The sequence below is a fragment of the Sphingomonas sp. M1A8_2b genome, assembly GCF_053345535.1.
Genome location: NZ_JBKFAH010000001.1, coordinates 1 through 12,679, shown reverse-complemented (window position 1 = coordinate 12,679; position 12,679 = coordinate 1). Strand labels below are relative to the sequence as shown.

Here is a 12,679-nt window from a genome sequence, read left to right as displayed (position 1 = left end):
TCCGCCTGTTCCGATGACCTGTCGCACCGTTTCGCCCGCCTTGGCCTTCGCGGTTGCCGCGCTCGGCATCGGATTGTTCTCCATGATGGACGCGGTGATGAAGTCGCTCGTCCTGGCGATCGGTGTCTACAACGCGCTGCTGTGGCGGCAGATGATCAGCGTCGGCCTCGGTGCGATTGCGTGGAAGCTGGGGAAGAGCGGGCGACCGAGCGGGCGGGCGCTCAAGCTGCATCTGGCGCGGGGGTTGGTGACGACGGGGATGGCGGTGCTGTTCTTCTGGGGGCTCGCGCGCGTGCCGATGGCGCAGGCGGTGACGCTGACCTACATCGCGCCGATGCTCGCGCTGCTGCTGGCGGCGGTGACGCTGGGTGAGCGGGTCGGGCGCAAGACCGTGTTCGCGTCGATCGCGGCGCTCGGCGGCGTCGGCGTGGTGATGATCGGGCATGGTCGCGAAGCCGGGGCGGCGGCATCGCTCGAGGGGGCGCTCGCGGTGCTCGGGTCGGCGGTGCTGTATGCGGTCAACCTCGTGATCGCACGGCTCCAGAGCCAGGCGGCGCGACCGGGCGAGATCGCGTTCTTCCAGGCCGTGGTCATCACGCTGACGCTCGCGCTCGCCGCGCCGTGGCTGGCGGTGGTGCCGGACGCTGCGACCTGGCCCAAGCTGTTTGCCGCCGCCGCGCTCGCGACCGCATCGTTGTGGCTGCTCGGCTGGGCGTACGGGCACGGCGACACCGGCTATCTCGCGACCACCGAATACACCTCGTTCGTCTACGCCGCGGTGCTGGGTTTCGCGGTGTTCGGCGAGCGGGTATCGGCGTTCACGCTGGCGGGCGCGGCGATCATCGTCGTCGCCTGCCTGTCCGCGGCGCGGCGGCGTGACATCGCGCAAACATCGATCGAGGCTAGTGCATGACCCACATCCGTCCAGCCACCCCCGCCGATGTCGGCACGATCCTGCGCTTCGTCCGCGAGCTCGCGGCGTTCGAGCGCGAGCCGGATGCGGTCGAGGCGACCGAGCCGATGCTGGAAGAGGCGCTGTTCGGGGAGCGGCCCGCCGCGGAGGCCTTGATCGCGGAGATTGCCGATGGCCCGCTCGGCTTCGCGCTGTTCTTCCACAATTTCTCGACGTGGACGGGCAAGCGCGGGCTGTATCTTGAGGATCTGTACGTAACGCCGGACGCGCGCGGGCAGGGGGTCGGCGGTGCGTTGCTGTCGCATCTGGCCGGCGTGGCGCTCGATCGCGGGTGCGCGCGGTTCGAATGGTCGGTGCTCGACTGGAACGCCGATGCGATCGCGTTCTACCGGAAAGTCGGCGCGGTCGGGATGGAAGACTGGACGATCCAGCGGATGTCGGGGGATGCGCTGGCGACGCTGGCCGGGCGGTAAGAGGGCCACCGCCACACCGAACCGATCCCGTCTAATACGACCTCCCCGGCACAGGCCGGGGCCCAATTGGGGGCCAGAGGTAAACGATGGATAGTCCTCCGTTACTTCGACCTTCCCACTTGGACCCCGGCCTGCGCCGGGGGGGATTTGGGCAATAGACCGGCAGACGTCAGATCAGCGCCCTGCGGCGTCGTCCGAATTCATCGGCTCCTTGCCCTTCGCCTTCTCGGCCTCATAGCGCTCGATCGCCTCGACCGTGACGCGCTTGGCTTCCTCGGCATCGCCCCACTTGCCGACGCGGACCCACTTCGTCTTCTCGAGGTCCTTGTAGTGGGTGAAGAAGTGCTCGATCTGCTCGAACACGATCTCGGGCATGTCGGCACGCTCGCCGATGTTGGCGTAATACGGGAACACCGCGTCGACGGGGACGCAGACGAGCTTCTCGTCGCCACCGGCTTCGTCTTCGAGGTTCAGCACCGCGATCGGCCGCGCGCGCACGACGCAGCCGGGGATGAACGGCGAGCGTGCGATCACGAGCGCATCGAGCGGATCGCCATCGGGGCTGAGCGTATGCGGCACGAAGCCGTAGTTCGCCGGATAGCGCATCGGCGTGTGCAGGATGCGATCGACGAACAGCGCGCCCGAGGCCTTGTCGAACTCGTACTTCACCGGCTCGCCGCCGGTCGGCACTTCGATGATGACGTTCAGGTCCTCGGGCGGGTTCTTGCCGGTCGGGATGAGATCGATACGCATGGCGGTCCTTTCGATATGACGATGCCGGCGCTCCTCATCTGGAGAGCGGCCGGCACCGTTAGGATTTCAAAGGCTCAGCGCGGCGTCAGCAGCCGGTCGAGCCCACCTTCCCCTGTACCGACCTTCTGAAGGCGCGGATAGCGCGGCCCGTCATGGTAATCGATCGTGATATCCCGGAATCGGTCGTTGTTCTTCACCGTGAGGCGAATCGGCAGCTTGGTTCCCTTCGCTGCGACGATCGCTGCCTTGAGCCGATCGGACGAATACGCCTCGCTGTTGACCGCCTCGATCTCGGTGCCGACGTCGATGCCGGCCTTGAACGCCGGGCTGTCCCAGATCGACGAGGTGACCACGCCCTCCTTGTTGACGACCATGCCGAGCGAATAGCTGACATCGGTGCCGCGGATCTTCTCGATCTGCTTCAAATACGGGCTCTGCTCGGGGCTGTAGACCAGCTTGTAGCCGTTCATCGCGAAGCCGTTGATCGGCGCGGGCTTGCCGGTCTCGGTGAGGCGGGTGTTGAGGAACGTCGCCCAGTCATAGGGGACGATGCCGTTGAGCGTCTTCGCAACATCCGCGAAGGTGTAGGTGAGTTCGCCGTAATCGCCGTCGCGGACGCCGAAGAAGGCCTTGGCGAAATCGTCGATCGACTTGGTCCCGCCGGATTTCTGGCGGAGCATCGCGTCGACTTCCATCCAGACCATCAGGCCCTCGTTGTAGTAATCCTCCGAGCGCTGCCAGCTGGTCCAGCCCTTCGGTTTCCGCGCGGAGATCACCGGATCGTTGGTCGTGTCGATCAGCGGGCGCCATTCGCGACCCTTCGCGCTGTCGTAGATACCCAGGATCGCGGCATAGCCGTCGAGCGTGTCCTGTTTGCTGACCAGCCCCGAGCGCGCCTGGAGCACATAGCCCCAGAACTGCGTCTGGCCTTCGTACACCCACAGCAGCGAATCGCGCATCGGCGTGCGGAAGTCGGGCGTCCACAGGTCGGCGCCGCGGCGGAACTTGCCGTCCCAGCTGTGCGTGTATTCGTGCGGCAGCAGGTTGCGCGCGGCGGCACCGGTTTCCCACTCGGTGAAATAGCCCGGGCGGACGCCGTTCTCGGAGCTGCGATGATGCTCCAGGCCGATCCCGCCAAGCTGGTCGGTAATCGACAGCAGGAATTCGTAATGATCGTAATGCTGCGCGCCGAACGTCTTCACCGCCTGGTCGACGAGGCGCTTGTGCGCGTCGATCTGCTCGGGCTTGGCGGCGAGCTGGTCGGGGCTGTCGGCGAACACGTTGAGATCGACGCGGGGGCTGAGCGGCCAGACCTTGCCGTATTTGCCCGCGAGCGTCGGCGAATCGACGAGGATCTCGTAGTTGGTCGTGTCGTAGCTGTAGGTCGAGCCCGACACCTTTGCCGGCACCGCGCCCGCCGCGGTCCAGCCGGTCGGGTAGGTGACGGTCATCTTGATCGGGATCTGGCGCGTGAAATAGCCGGCCGGGTACAGGCTGACGAGATTGGGCTCGAGGCTGATCATCGTCGGCGTCATCACCACGCGGCCCTGATCGGGTTTGGTCGCGGAGACGAACTGGAACTCGGCGACCAGCGTCTTCGCGCCGGTGGGGACATCGATGTGGAAGGCGAAAACGTCGACCGGATCGCGCGTCCAGGGGACGATCTTGCCGTTGGCGCGGATCACGAGGCCGGCGAGCTTCTCGATCTCGCCGCGGGGGCTGTGCGCGCCGGGCAGCCATTTCGGATACAGCAGCGCCATCGGGCCGGCCTTGGCGACCGGGATCGTCTGCTTGACGCGGAAGATGCCACGCTCGGTATCGGTCGCGTCGACGTCTAGCAACAGCGTGCCCGGATAGGGCGTGTCGACCGCGTCGGGGATGGTGTCGACAAACGGCACCGGCTGGGGTGCGGTGTTGCCGGCGGGGACCTGCGCGGTGGCGGGGCCAGCGGCGGACATTGCGGACGCGAGCAGGGATGCGACGAGAAGCTTGCGGATCAAGGAAGGGCCTTCCGGCTGAGAGACGATGACCCGAGGTGTAATCGCGATAAAGGGCAGCCGTCCAGTCCTTTACCGGGGGAAGTTCGGGTCCCCACGCTCACCATAACCCCCTACCGTCATCCTGACGAAAGTCAGGACCCAGAGCCACGCAGTGCAGCGCCGGTAACCCTGGGGCCTGACTTTCGTCAGGATGACGGAGCGGGTGGGCAGGGCTCAGCCACTACTCCCGAGCACGTTGATCGTGAACGCCAGCACGCCGATGTTGAACACGAACGCCGCCATGCACTGGCCGAGCGCTGCCTTCCGCACGCGGCGCGAGGTGATTTGCACGTCCGAGGTCTGGAACGTCATCCCCAGCGTGAACGCGAAATAGGCGAAATCCCAGTAATCGGGCTCGTCGCAGCTCGGGAAATCGAGGCCCTTGGCATCCTCACCCGCGGGATCGTCGACATAGAACAGATGCGCGTAATGCAGCGTGTAGATCATGTTCGAGAACAGCCACGCGAGCGCCAGCGTCGTAATCGTCAGCGCAATCCCGACCGCGTCGTTCTTGCCCTGCAATTCCTTCGCCACCGCCACCAGGATGACCAGCATGATCGTCCCGCTGAACCCAAGCAGCACCGCGCGGTTGGCGTCGTTCTCTTCCGCCGCACGGCGCATCCGATCGGCACTGGCGTTGCGGAACAGCGTCGAGACCGCGATCAGGAACACGACCGCGGCGACGTCGAACGCCGCCATCGTGCCGCGGCCGAGCCCGAAGCGCGGGATCAGTGCGGCGAGGCCGATCGCGAAGACCAGCACGAACAGGATGAAGCGCGGCGGGGCAACGCGTTGGCCGAGGCCCCAATATCTGGGTTTGTCGTTCATGCCACAGCGCTAGCGCTTCGCAGGCACGTCGCCTAGATACGCGCGCATCATGGCCAAGACAGAAACCCCGCGCCGCATCCGTGGCACCCAGGACATTTTCGGCGACGAACAGCGCCGGTTCGCGCACGTCCTCGCCACGTTCGAACGCGTGCGGGCGCTGTATTGCTTCCAGCGCGTCGATATCCCGGTGTTCGAGTCGACGGCGGTGTTCGCGCGCTCGCTCGGCGAGACGACCGATGTCGTGTCGAAGGAGATGTACACGTTCGAGGATCGCGGCGGGGACTCGCTGACGCTCCGCCCAGAGTTCACCGCCGGGATTGCGCGCGCGTATCTGACCGAAGGCTGGCAGCAGTTCGCGCCGCTGAAGCTCACCACCAGCGGCCCGGTGTTCCGCTACGAACGCCCGCAAAAGGGCCGCTTCCGCCAGTTTCACCAGATCGACGCCGAGGTGATCGGTGCGGCTGAACCAGCGGCGGACGTCGAGCTGCTCGTGCTGGCGGATCAGCTGCTCCGCGAACTCGGCATTTCCGAGGGCGTGACGTTGCAGCTCAACACGTTGGGCGACGCGGCGACGCGCGACGCATGGCGCGAGGCGCTGGTGGCGCATTTCGAGGCGCACCGCGGCGAACTGTCCGAAGACAGCCTGACCCGGCTCGAAAAGAACCCGATGCGGATCCTCGACTCGAAGGACCCGCGCGACCGCCCGATCGCCGACAGCGCACCGGACATCGACGCGTATCTGACGCCCGAGGCACGCGCGTTCTTCGAAGCGGTGACCGCAGGACTCGATGCGGCGGGCGTCGCGTGGGAGCGCAACGCGCGGCTGGTCCGCGGCCTCGATTACTACCGCCACACCGCCTTCGAGTTCGTGACTGATCGGTTGGGCTCGCAGGGTACCGTGCTGGCCGGCGGCCGGTATGACGGGTTGATCGGATCGCTTGGCGGGCCCGAGACGGCGGGCGTTGGCTGGGCTGCGGGTGTTGAGCGGTTGGCTATGTTGCTGAAGGAGCCGACTGAGCAGCGTCCTCAGGTCATCGTCGTTGCAGAGGACGACGACTCAAGTCTCGATGCGATCGCCCTAATTTCCGACTTCCGGCGAAATGGAGTGTCCGCAGATCTGGTTGCTTCCGGTTCGCCGAAAAAACGCTTCGACAAGGCCGTCAAGGCAACCCCACAGGCGATCGCGAGCGTTCGTCGTGTCGACGGCGAAGTCGTCCGAAAGTTGAAGATGCTCGGGTCGGAAACCGAAGGTCTTGAGGCCAAATTGAAGACGCTGCTGTCGTGATGGGTCATCCGCAAATCCTCCCCGGCACGGGGAGGTGGCAGTGCGCGGCACTGACGGAGGGGGGCTTCCACGCCGCGCAACACTTGCGGCCCGCCCCCTCCACCCCCCTGCGGGCGGTCCCCCTCCCCGTGCCGGGGAGGATTTCATGACCCAGATCTCCCCCGACCGCATCCGCGCGATCGAGGCGCGGCGTGACGAGCTGCAAGCGCTGATGTCGACCGGTGATCTCCCCTCGGACCGCTTCGTCGCGGTATCGAAGGAATATGCCGAGCTCGAACCCGTGGCCCAAGCCGCCACCGAGGTGCGCCGGTTGCGGCAGGAGGCGGAGAGCCTTGCGTTCATGGCCGAGGATGCCGACGACGAACTCCGCGCGATGGCGTCGGACGAGCTGCACGAGAACCGCACGTTGCTCGAGACCGCGGACCGCAAGCTCGCGCTCGCGCTGTTGCCGCGCGACTCCGCCGACGAGCGCTCGGCGATGCTCGAGGTCCGCGCCGGTACCGGTGGCGACGAGGCGGCGCTGTTCGCGGGCGACCTGTTCCGAATGTACCAGCGCTATGCCGAATCGCAGGGCTGGCGGGTCGAGATGATCTCCGGCTCGTCGTCCGATGCGGGCGGCTTCAAGGAAGTCGTCGCCAGCGTCACCGGCCAAGGCGTGTTCGCCAAGCTCAAGTTCGAGAGCGGCGTGCACCGCGTCCAGCGCGTGCCGACCACGGAAGCGGGCGGGCGGATTCACACCTCGGCGGCGACCGTCGCGGTGCTGCCCGAGGCGGAGGAGGTCGACGTCAAGATCGACGACAAGGACCTCCGCATCGACGTCTATCGCTCGTCGGGGCCGGGGGGGCAGTCGGTCAACACGACGGATTCCGCGGTGCGGATCGTACACATCCCGACCGGGCTGACCGTGATCCAGCAGGACGAGAAGTCGCAGCACAAGAACAAGGCCAAGGCTTTGCGCGTGCTGCGGACGCGGCTGTACGAGGCGGAGCGCGACCGGTTGCACGCCGAGCGGGCAGGCGCACGGAAGTCGATGGTGGGGTCGGGGGATCGCTCGGAGCGCATCCGGACGTACAACTTCCCGCAAGGCCGCGTGACCGATCACCGCATCAACCTGACGCTGCACCGCCTGCCGGAGATCGTCGCGGGCGAGATGGACGAGCTGATCGGCGCACTGATCGCGCAGGACGAAGCCGACCGCCTGGCGCAGCTGGATGGCTGAGCCCTCCCCAGCCGCGACGGCATTCCCCTTCCGCTTGCGGGAGGGGTTAGGGGAGGGGCTTCCCGCTAAGGGCATCGCCCGGTGATGGCCCCTCCCCCGACCCCTCCCGCAAGCGGAAGGGGAGCAGTAAGTGCCGCCATCGTCACCGCCGCCGCGCAGTTCGGCTTCTCCGCCACCCCGCGCCTCGACGCGGAACTCCTCATGGCGCACGCACTCGGCGTCGAGCGCAACGCGATCCTCCTCGACCCGACCCGCTACGACGTCCCCGAGACCTTCGCCGCGCTCGTCGAACGCCGTCTCCGCCACGAACCGATCGCTTACATCACCGGCACCCGCGGCTTCTGGTCGATCGACCTCGCAGTCGGCCCCGGCGCACTCGTCCCCCGCGCCGACAGCGAGACCCTCCTGATCGCCGCGCAAGCGCACTTCGCCGGCCGCGCCCCCACGACGGTGCTCGACCTCGGCACCGGCCCCGGCACATTGCTCCTCGCCGCGCTCGACGAATGGCCCGCACAAGGCCTCGGCGTCGACTATTCTGCCCAAGCGCTCGGTTACGCCCGCACCAACGCGGCCACCCTCGGCATGACCGACCGCGCCCGCTTCATCCGCGGGAGCTGGGCCAGCGCGATCGTCGGCCAGTTCGACCTGATCCTCGCCAACCCGCCCTACATCGCCACCGACGAGATGCTCCCGCCCGAAGTCCATGACCACGAACCGCATGCCGCGCTGTTCGCCGGCAGCGACGGCCTCGACGACTACCGCATCGTCGCCGAGCAACTTCCCGCGCTGATCGCCCCCGGTGGCGCGGCCGTCATCGAGATCGGATCGACGCAAGCCATACCCGTGACCGCGCTGCTCGAAGCGCAGGGTTTGCACGTCGCGCTCCACCACGACCATGGAAACAACCCGCGTGCGCTGGTCGCGACGACAGGAATACGGCGCTAACTCGTAGTTTTCGCTTGTAGTATGGCCTTTCCGCCCGCTATCACGCGGGCAGGGGCACGCACTCTCGACGATTGGTCGGTTTAGAGCGATGACCCGCATCCTTCGCTTTGAGGTCGCTGCAGTCCGGCGGCCCTGGCAAGTTCGACGCACCGATCTCGTTTAGATCGTCGGTGCGCGGCGGGGGGTTTGCACCGCATTTCGGAGCACGACCAGATTTTGGTTCGACGACTGAGGACACAAGCTTGATCAACAACCGGCAAGCCGGCCGCCGTCGCGGTCGTGGCAACAATAATAATGGCGGCGGTGGCGGTGGTGGCGGTCAACGCCAGGGCGGCGGCGGTGGCCAGGGTGGTCGCGATACCGGCAACCGCATCGACAGCCGCGCGCGCGGCAACGCGAGCCAGCTGTACGAGAAGTACAAGAACCTCGCGCGCGACGCGCAGCAGCAGGGCGACCGCGTCAACATCGAATATTACCTCCAGTTCGCGGATCATTATTTCCGTGTCCTGAGCGAAACCCGCGCCCGCTTCGAAGAGAGCCAGCCGCAGGCGCAGCAGCAACCGCGTCGCCAGCAGCCGTTCGATCTCGACGGCGACGACGATTACGGCGACGAGGGCGAACCGATCCGCTCGGGCGAGCAGCAGGGGCAAGCTTCGGCTGAGCAGAATGGCGGCCAGAACGGCCAGTACCAGAACGCGCCCCGGCAGAATCGCGACACGCAGAACCGCGAAGATCGTCCGCAGCGCGACGACCGGCCCCAGCGCGAAGAGCGCCCGCGGTACGAGAACACCCGCTATGAGGGCCAGCGTAACGAGGGCCAGCGTAACGAGGGCCAGTCGCGTAACGAAGGTCAGCGCGAAGACCGCGTCCGTGGCGAAGGCCAGCGCAACCAGCGCAACGCTCCCCGCGATACGCAGCAGCGCGACGAGCGTAGCGGCGAAGAGCAGGGTCAGGCGCGCGAGGCCCAGGCCCGTGACAACCAGGCGCGCGAGACCCAGCCCCGCGACGAGCAGGTCCGCGAGCCGCGCTCCGACTACCGCGATGCGCGGCAGCGTGAGACGATCCGTCGTACGCCGCGCGCCAGCGTCCAGGTCGCCAACGCCAACCAGGATTCGGAAGCCGACGCGGTCCGTTCGGTAACCGAAGCCCCGGAGCAGGTTGCCCAGCCGATCGAAGGCGTCGAGACGACGACGCCTGTCGCCGCCGCCACCGAGGAGCAGCCCCGCCGTCGCGGTCGTCCGCGCCGCGATCGCAGCCTCGACGCACCCGTTGCGACCGAAGATGCAGCACCCACCGCATTCAATGCGGACCGCCTGCCGCCATCGCTCGGCATCTCGGCCATAACGCCCGCGCCAACGCCGGCGACCGAAGCGACCGCTACCGACGCGGCGCCGGAAGAAAAACCCCGCCGTCGCCGCGTTCGTGCGGTACCGGACGAGGTCGCAGGCTGAAGCCGTCATCCCGGACTGGTCCGGGGCATAGCTGAGACCTGAAAAGGCCGGTGCCGCGTCACGCGACACCGGCCTTTTTCATGTTCGACGTCTGATCGGCGTCATGATCGGCGTCCGCTCAATCGATCCGCGCGACATCCTCGTCATGCCCGCTTCCCGAACTGAGGAACGCGAGTCCCATCAGCAGCCCGGCCATCATCACCGATCCGCCGACCCCGCCGATCACGGCCAGCATCGTCACCAGATGCAGCGGCCCCTGCAGATGCGCCATCGCCGCGATCACCGCCGCGACGCAGATCGCCGCCGCCAGCACCATCCACGCCATGATCGCACGAAACCGCGCCCATGCGAACGCCGCATACTGCGGGTCGTCCAACCCGGCCGGTGGTTCAGGCAGTCGATCGGTCATCGCTTCACATTGCCGCGCAAACATGGTTTCCTCAAGCCACGCGCACCAGACGCATATGAGGAGAGGCGAAGATGACGATCGCGGCGATCCTGAAGGACCGAAAGGGCGGCATAGAGTCGCTCCACCCGGACTCGACTGTGGCGGAGGCGGTGGCTTTGCTCGCCGAGAAGCGGATCGGCGCGGCGCCGGTGCTCGACGGCGACCGCGTGGTCGGCATCTTCTCCGAACGCGACGTCATCCACTGTCTGCAATCGGACGGTGCCGCGGCGCTGGACCGGCGGATCGGTGCGGTGATGACCACCGCAGTGAAGTCGGTCGGCCCGACCGAGTCAGCGATCGGCGCGCTGTCGTTGATGACCCAGCGTCGGATCCGCCATTTGCCGGTGATCGATGGCGATACGCTGGTCGGGTTCGTCTCGATCGGCGATCTCGTCAAATACCGCATCGACCGGATCGAGGCGGACGCCGCGGCGATGCGCGAGTATATTCAGTCGGCGTAGCGTAGGCCCGCCAGACTAGGCGGGGAGCGGCTGTTTCCGGGCGATCGCGATCACCTCGCGGATTGTCGCGCGCGCGAAGGCCAGCATCCAGCCGACATAGACCGCCGCGCCGATCGGCACGAGGATCGCCAGCCGCCAGTGCGCGTCGAGCGGGGGGAGGTTGCGGTCGACCAGTCCGACCACCAGCGCCATCGCGATCCCTGCAAAGACCGGCGCTGCGACCGCCGACGCCACGTCGCGCGAACGCACGCCGATCACCGGTAGCGTCCGCCACGCGCTGATCGCCAGATACAGCGGATAGGCGATGATCCACGCGGTCGCCATGCCGGTCGGGCCCCAGTGGACGCCGACCAGGAACGCGGACGCCAGGATGATCGCGCCGGTCGCGCCGTTGCGCACGCCGATTCCGGGGCGACCTCGCGCGTCCGACGCCGGCGTGAACAGTACCTGCAGCGTCATGAACGGCATCGCGAGCGCGAGCAGGTGTACGACCGGGGCGGTCTCGCGCCATTTCTCGCCCAGCATTGTCAGCACGAGCGGTTCGGACGTCGCCGCCAGTCCCATATAGAATGGCATCGCGACAATCATCACCATCCGCACGCCGCGCACGAACGCGCGGCCGATCGCGGCCGGATCGTGCTGCATCCGCGCATAGGCAGAGAAGGCGACCTCGTTCAGCGGCGGCACGAACTTCGAGACGAAGATCTGCGTCAGAAACAGGCTGGTCGTGTAGATGCCGAGCGTGTGCGGGGAAAAGCTGCGCCCGGCGATGAACACGTCGGCCTGGCTTTGCAGGAACCAGAACAGCTGGCTCGCGGCCATCACACCGCCATAGCGTGCGATCGTCCCGGCGCCGCGAAAGTCGAAGCTTGGCCAGACGAGCGAGCGCGCCGACCAGGTCATCATCGCGCCGCGCACGCTGAACAGGACGATCGGCGCAAGCACCAGCGTCCAGACGCCGAAACCGTACAGCGCGCCGCCGAGTGCCGCGCTGGCCGAGGCGATCGATGCCGTGATGTTGGCCTTGGCCTGATGGCGGAAATCCATCGCTCGCGACAGCAGCGCATAGGGGAGCGCGATGAACGGAGTCGTCAGATACAGCAGCGCCTGGACCCGCAGCATGTCGCCGACGATCGGCTGGCGGTAATAGGCCGCGGCGAGCGGCGCGAGCGAGAGCTGCGCGATCGCAAGCGCGACGTTAAGCACGATCAGCATTCCGAACAGCTGGCGTACTTCACGGCGACTGATCTCCTTTTGCTGGATCAGCCCACTTGCCAGCCCATAGCCGTTGAGCATCGCCATGAAGGTGAGAATCACCTGGCACATCGCGAACAGGCCGTAGTCCGCGGGTGCCAGGATCCGGATCACCAGGAAGGTGGCGCTCCACTGCACCAGTTGCGCGACGATCTGGCTGCCCGAGCGCCAGATCAGCGCGCTACGCACCTGCCGTGCAAGCGAAGGCTGGTCGTTTGCAGGCACGGGGGCGGGGGGCACGGTATCCATCGTCTCGGGCATGTAGCGATATGCCCCTTCACAACGGATTAAGGCGAGGCCTTAAAATGGCAATGTGACCTGAGCCAAGCTAAGTCACGGCAGAACCAGCTCATTCGCAAGGCACTGCCAAGCGCGTGCCATCGGCCCAAGGGCGTCCTAAACGCGCCAATCCGCAAAAATTGCCACAAATATGAAAGATTGTGTTTGACGGTTCTGCGAACGCCGCCTAGAGAGGTGTCACCGCAGCGGACGGCCTTAACGGCTACCGCGGCGGTCGCAAAAAACCAGATGCTGCAAGCTTCTTCTACCGAGGAGGTTATGCGAGTGTCGGTATTTTTGTCGGCTCTTTGACATTGTAGGTTAAGATGAA

12 protein-coding genes are annotated in these 12,679 nt (G+C 66.5%); 7 read left to right on the top strand and 5 right to left on the bottom strand.

All coding sequences use genetic code 11. From position 1 onward, the window contains the following. The first annotated feature begins 13 nt into the window (after nt 1-13). Both ACLBWL_RS00060 and ACLBWL_RS00055 read left to right on the top strand, forming a co-directional pair. The gene (locus tag ACLBWL_RS00060; RefSeq protein WP_447789104.1) at nt 14-913 is read left to right on the top strand and encodes a DMT family transporter; all 900 of its coding nucleotides are present in this window, start codon (nt 14-16) and stop codon (nt 911-913) included. Then, on the top strand, nt 910-1,386 hold the full coding sequence (locus tag ACLBWL_RS00055) for an N-acetyltransferase family protein (RefSeq protein WP_447789102.1): 477 nt from the start codon (nt 910-912) through the stop codon (nt 1,384-1,386). The genes ACLBWL_RS00060 and ACLBWL_RS00055 overlap by 4 nt, the downstream gene beginning before the upstream one ends. A gap of 174 nt (nt 1,387-1,560) precedes the next feature. Here ACLBWL_RS00055 and ppa read toward each other — a convergent pair whose 3' ends face one another. The 3 genes from ppa to ACLBWL_RS00040 form a co-directional block, all read right to left on the bottom strand. Further along, nucleotides 1,561-2,139: an inorganic diphosphatase gene (gene ppa, locus ACLBWL_RS00050; protein WP_332797076.1), complete on the bottom strand. Its 579-nt coding sequence runs from the start codon at nt 2,137-2,139 to the stop codon at nt 1,561-1,563. A gap of 74 nt (nt 2,140-2,213) precedes the next feature. After that, a complete protein-coding gene (locus ACLBWL_RS00045) occupies nt 2,214-4,139 on the bottom strand; it encodes a M61 family metallopeptidase (RefSeq protein WP_447789100.1) in 1,926 nt (641 codons plus the stop codon). A gap of 213 nt (nt 4,140-4,352) precedes the next feature. Further along, nucleotides 4,353-5,006, bottom strand: a complete 654-nt coding sequence (locus ACLBWL_RS00040; protein WP_447789098.1) for a DUF1345 domain-containing protein — start codon at nt 5,004-5,006, stop codon at nt 4,353-4,355. A 49-nt stretch (nt 5,007-5,055) separates the two neighbouring features. On the opposite strand from ACLBWL_RS00040, the gene hisS reads away from it, so the two are divergent. The 4 genes from hisS (at nt 5,056) to ACLBWL_RS00020 (ending at nt 9,906) form a co-directional block, all read left to right on the top strand. Continuing rightward, nucleotides 5,056-6,291 (top strand): histidine--tRNA ligase, encoded by a 1,236-nt coding sequence (gene hisS, locus ACLBWL_RS00035; RefSeq protein ID WP_447789096.1) that lies wholly within the window; start codon nt 5,056-5,058, stop codon nt 6,289-6,291. Nucleotides 6,292-6,436: 145 nt separating this feature from the next. Then, nucleotides 6,437-7,510: a peptide chain release factor 1 gene (prfA, locus tag ACLBWL_RS00030; RefSeq protein ID WP_132742440.1), complete on the top strand. Its 1,074-nt coding sequence runs from the start codon at nt 6,437-6,439 to the stop codon at nt 7,508-7,510. Between the two features lie 84 nt (nt 7,511-7,594). Further along, entirely contained in the window at nt 7,595-8,455 is an 861-nt protein-coding gene (gene prmC / locus ACLBWL_RS00025) for a peptide chain release factor N(5)-glutamine methyltransferase (RefSeq protein WP_447789094.1), read from the top strand. Between the two features lie 242 nt (nt 8,456-8,697). Further along, nucleotides 8,698-9,906, top strand: coding sequence for a DUF4167 domain-containing protein (locus ACLBWL_RS00020; RefSeq protein ID WP_447789092.1), 1,209 nt, complete (start codon nt 8,698-8,700; stop codon nt 9,904-9,906). 118 nt (nt 9,907-10,024) lie between these two features. Here the strand turns inward: ACLBWL_RS00020 and ACLBWL_RS00015 are convergent, their stop codons facing one another. Then, entirely contained in the window at nt 10,025-10,315 is a 291-nt protein-coding gene (locus ACLBWL_RS00015; protein WP_447789091.1) for a hypothetical protein, read from the bottom strand. A 71-nt stretch (nt 10,316-10,386) separates the two neighbouring features. On the opposite strand from ACLBWL_RS00015, the gene ACLBWL_RS00010 reads away from it, so the two are divergent. Next, nucleotides 10,387-10,815, top strand: a complete 429-nt coding sequence (locus ACLBWL_RS00010; RefSeq protein WP_447789089.1) for a CBS domain-containing protein — start codon at nt 10,387-10,389, stop codon at nt 10,813-10,815. A 15-nt stretch (nt 10,816-10,830) separates the two neighbouring features. Here ACLBWL_RS00010 and ACLBWL_RS00005 read toward each other — a convergent pair whose 3' ends face one another. After that, nucleotides 10,831-12,318, bottom strand: coding sequence for a lipopolysaccharide biosynthesis protein (locus tag ACLBWL_RS00005; protein WP_447791905.1), 1,488 nt, complete (start codon nt 12,316-12,318; stop codon nt 10,831-10,833). Nucleotides 12,319-12,679: the final 361 nt, after the last annotated feature.

What these genes read in the sequence shown, in the direction of transcription:
- ACLBWL_RS00010 (WP_447789089.1), top strand. Translation starts at nt 10,387, where the DNA reads ATGACGATCGCGGCGATCCTGAAGGACCGAAAGGGCGGCATAGAGTCG.
- hisS (WP_447789096.1), top strand. Translation starts at nt 5,056, where the DNA reads ATGGCCAAGACAGAAACCCCGCGCCGCATCCGTGGCACCCAGGACATT.
- ACLBWL_RS00040 (WP_447789098.1), bottom strand. Translation starts at nt 5,006, where the DNA reads ATGAACGACAAACCCAGATATTGGGGCCTCGGCCAACGCGTTGCCCCG.
- ACLBWL_RS00055 (WP_447789102.1), top strand. Translation starts at nt 910, where the DNA reads ATGACCCACATCCGTCCAGCCACCCCCGCCGATGTCGGCACGATCCTG.
- ACLBWL_RS00005 (WP_447791905.1), bottom strand. Translation starts at nt 12,318, where the DNA reads ATGGATACCGTGCCCCCCGCCCCCGTGCCTGCAAACGACCAGCCTTCG.
- prfA (WP_132742440.1), top strand. Translation starts at nt 6,437, where the DNA reads ATGACCCAGATCTCCCCCGACCGCATCCGCGCGATCGAGGCGCGGCGT.
- prmC (WP_447789094.1), top strand. Translation starts at nt 7,595, where the DNA reads ATGGCCCCTCCCCCGACCCCTCCCGCAAGCGGAAGGGGAGCAGTAAGT.
- ACLBWL_RS00015 (WP_447789091.1), bottom strand. Translation starts at nt 10,315, where the DNA reads ATGACCGATCGACTGCCTGAACCACCGGCCGGGTTGGACGACCCGCAG.
- ppa (WP_332797076.1), bottom strand. Translation starts at nt 2,139, where the DNA reads ATGCGTATCGATCTCATCCCGACCGGCAAGAACCCGCCCGAGGACCTG.
- ACLBWL_RS00060 (WP_447789104.1), top strand. Translation starts at nt 14, where the DNA reads ATGACCTGTCGCACCGTTTCGCCCGCCTTGGCCTTCGCGGTTGCCGCG.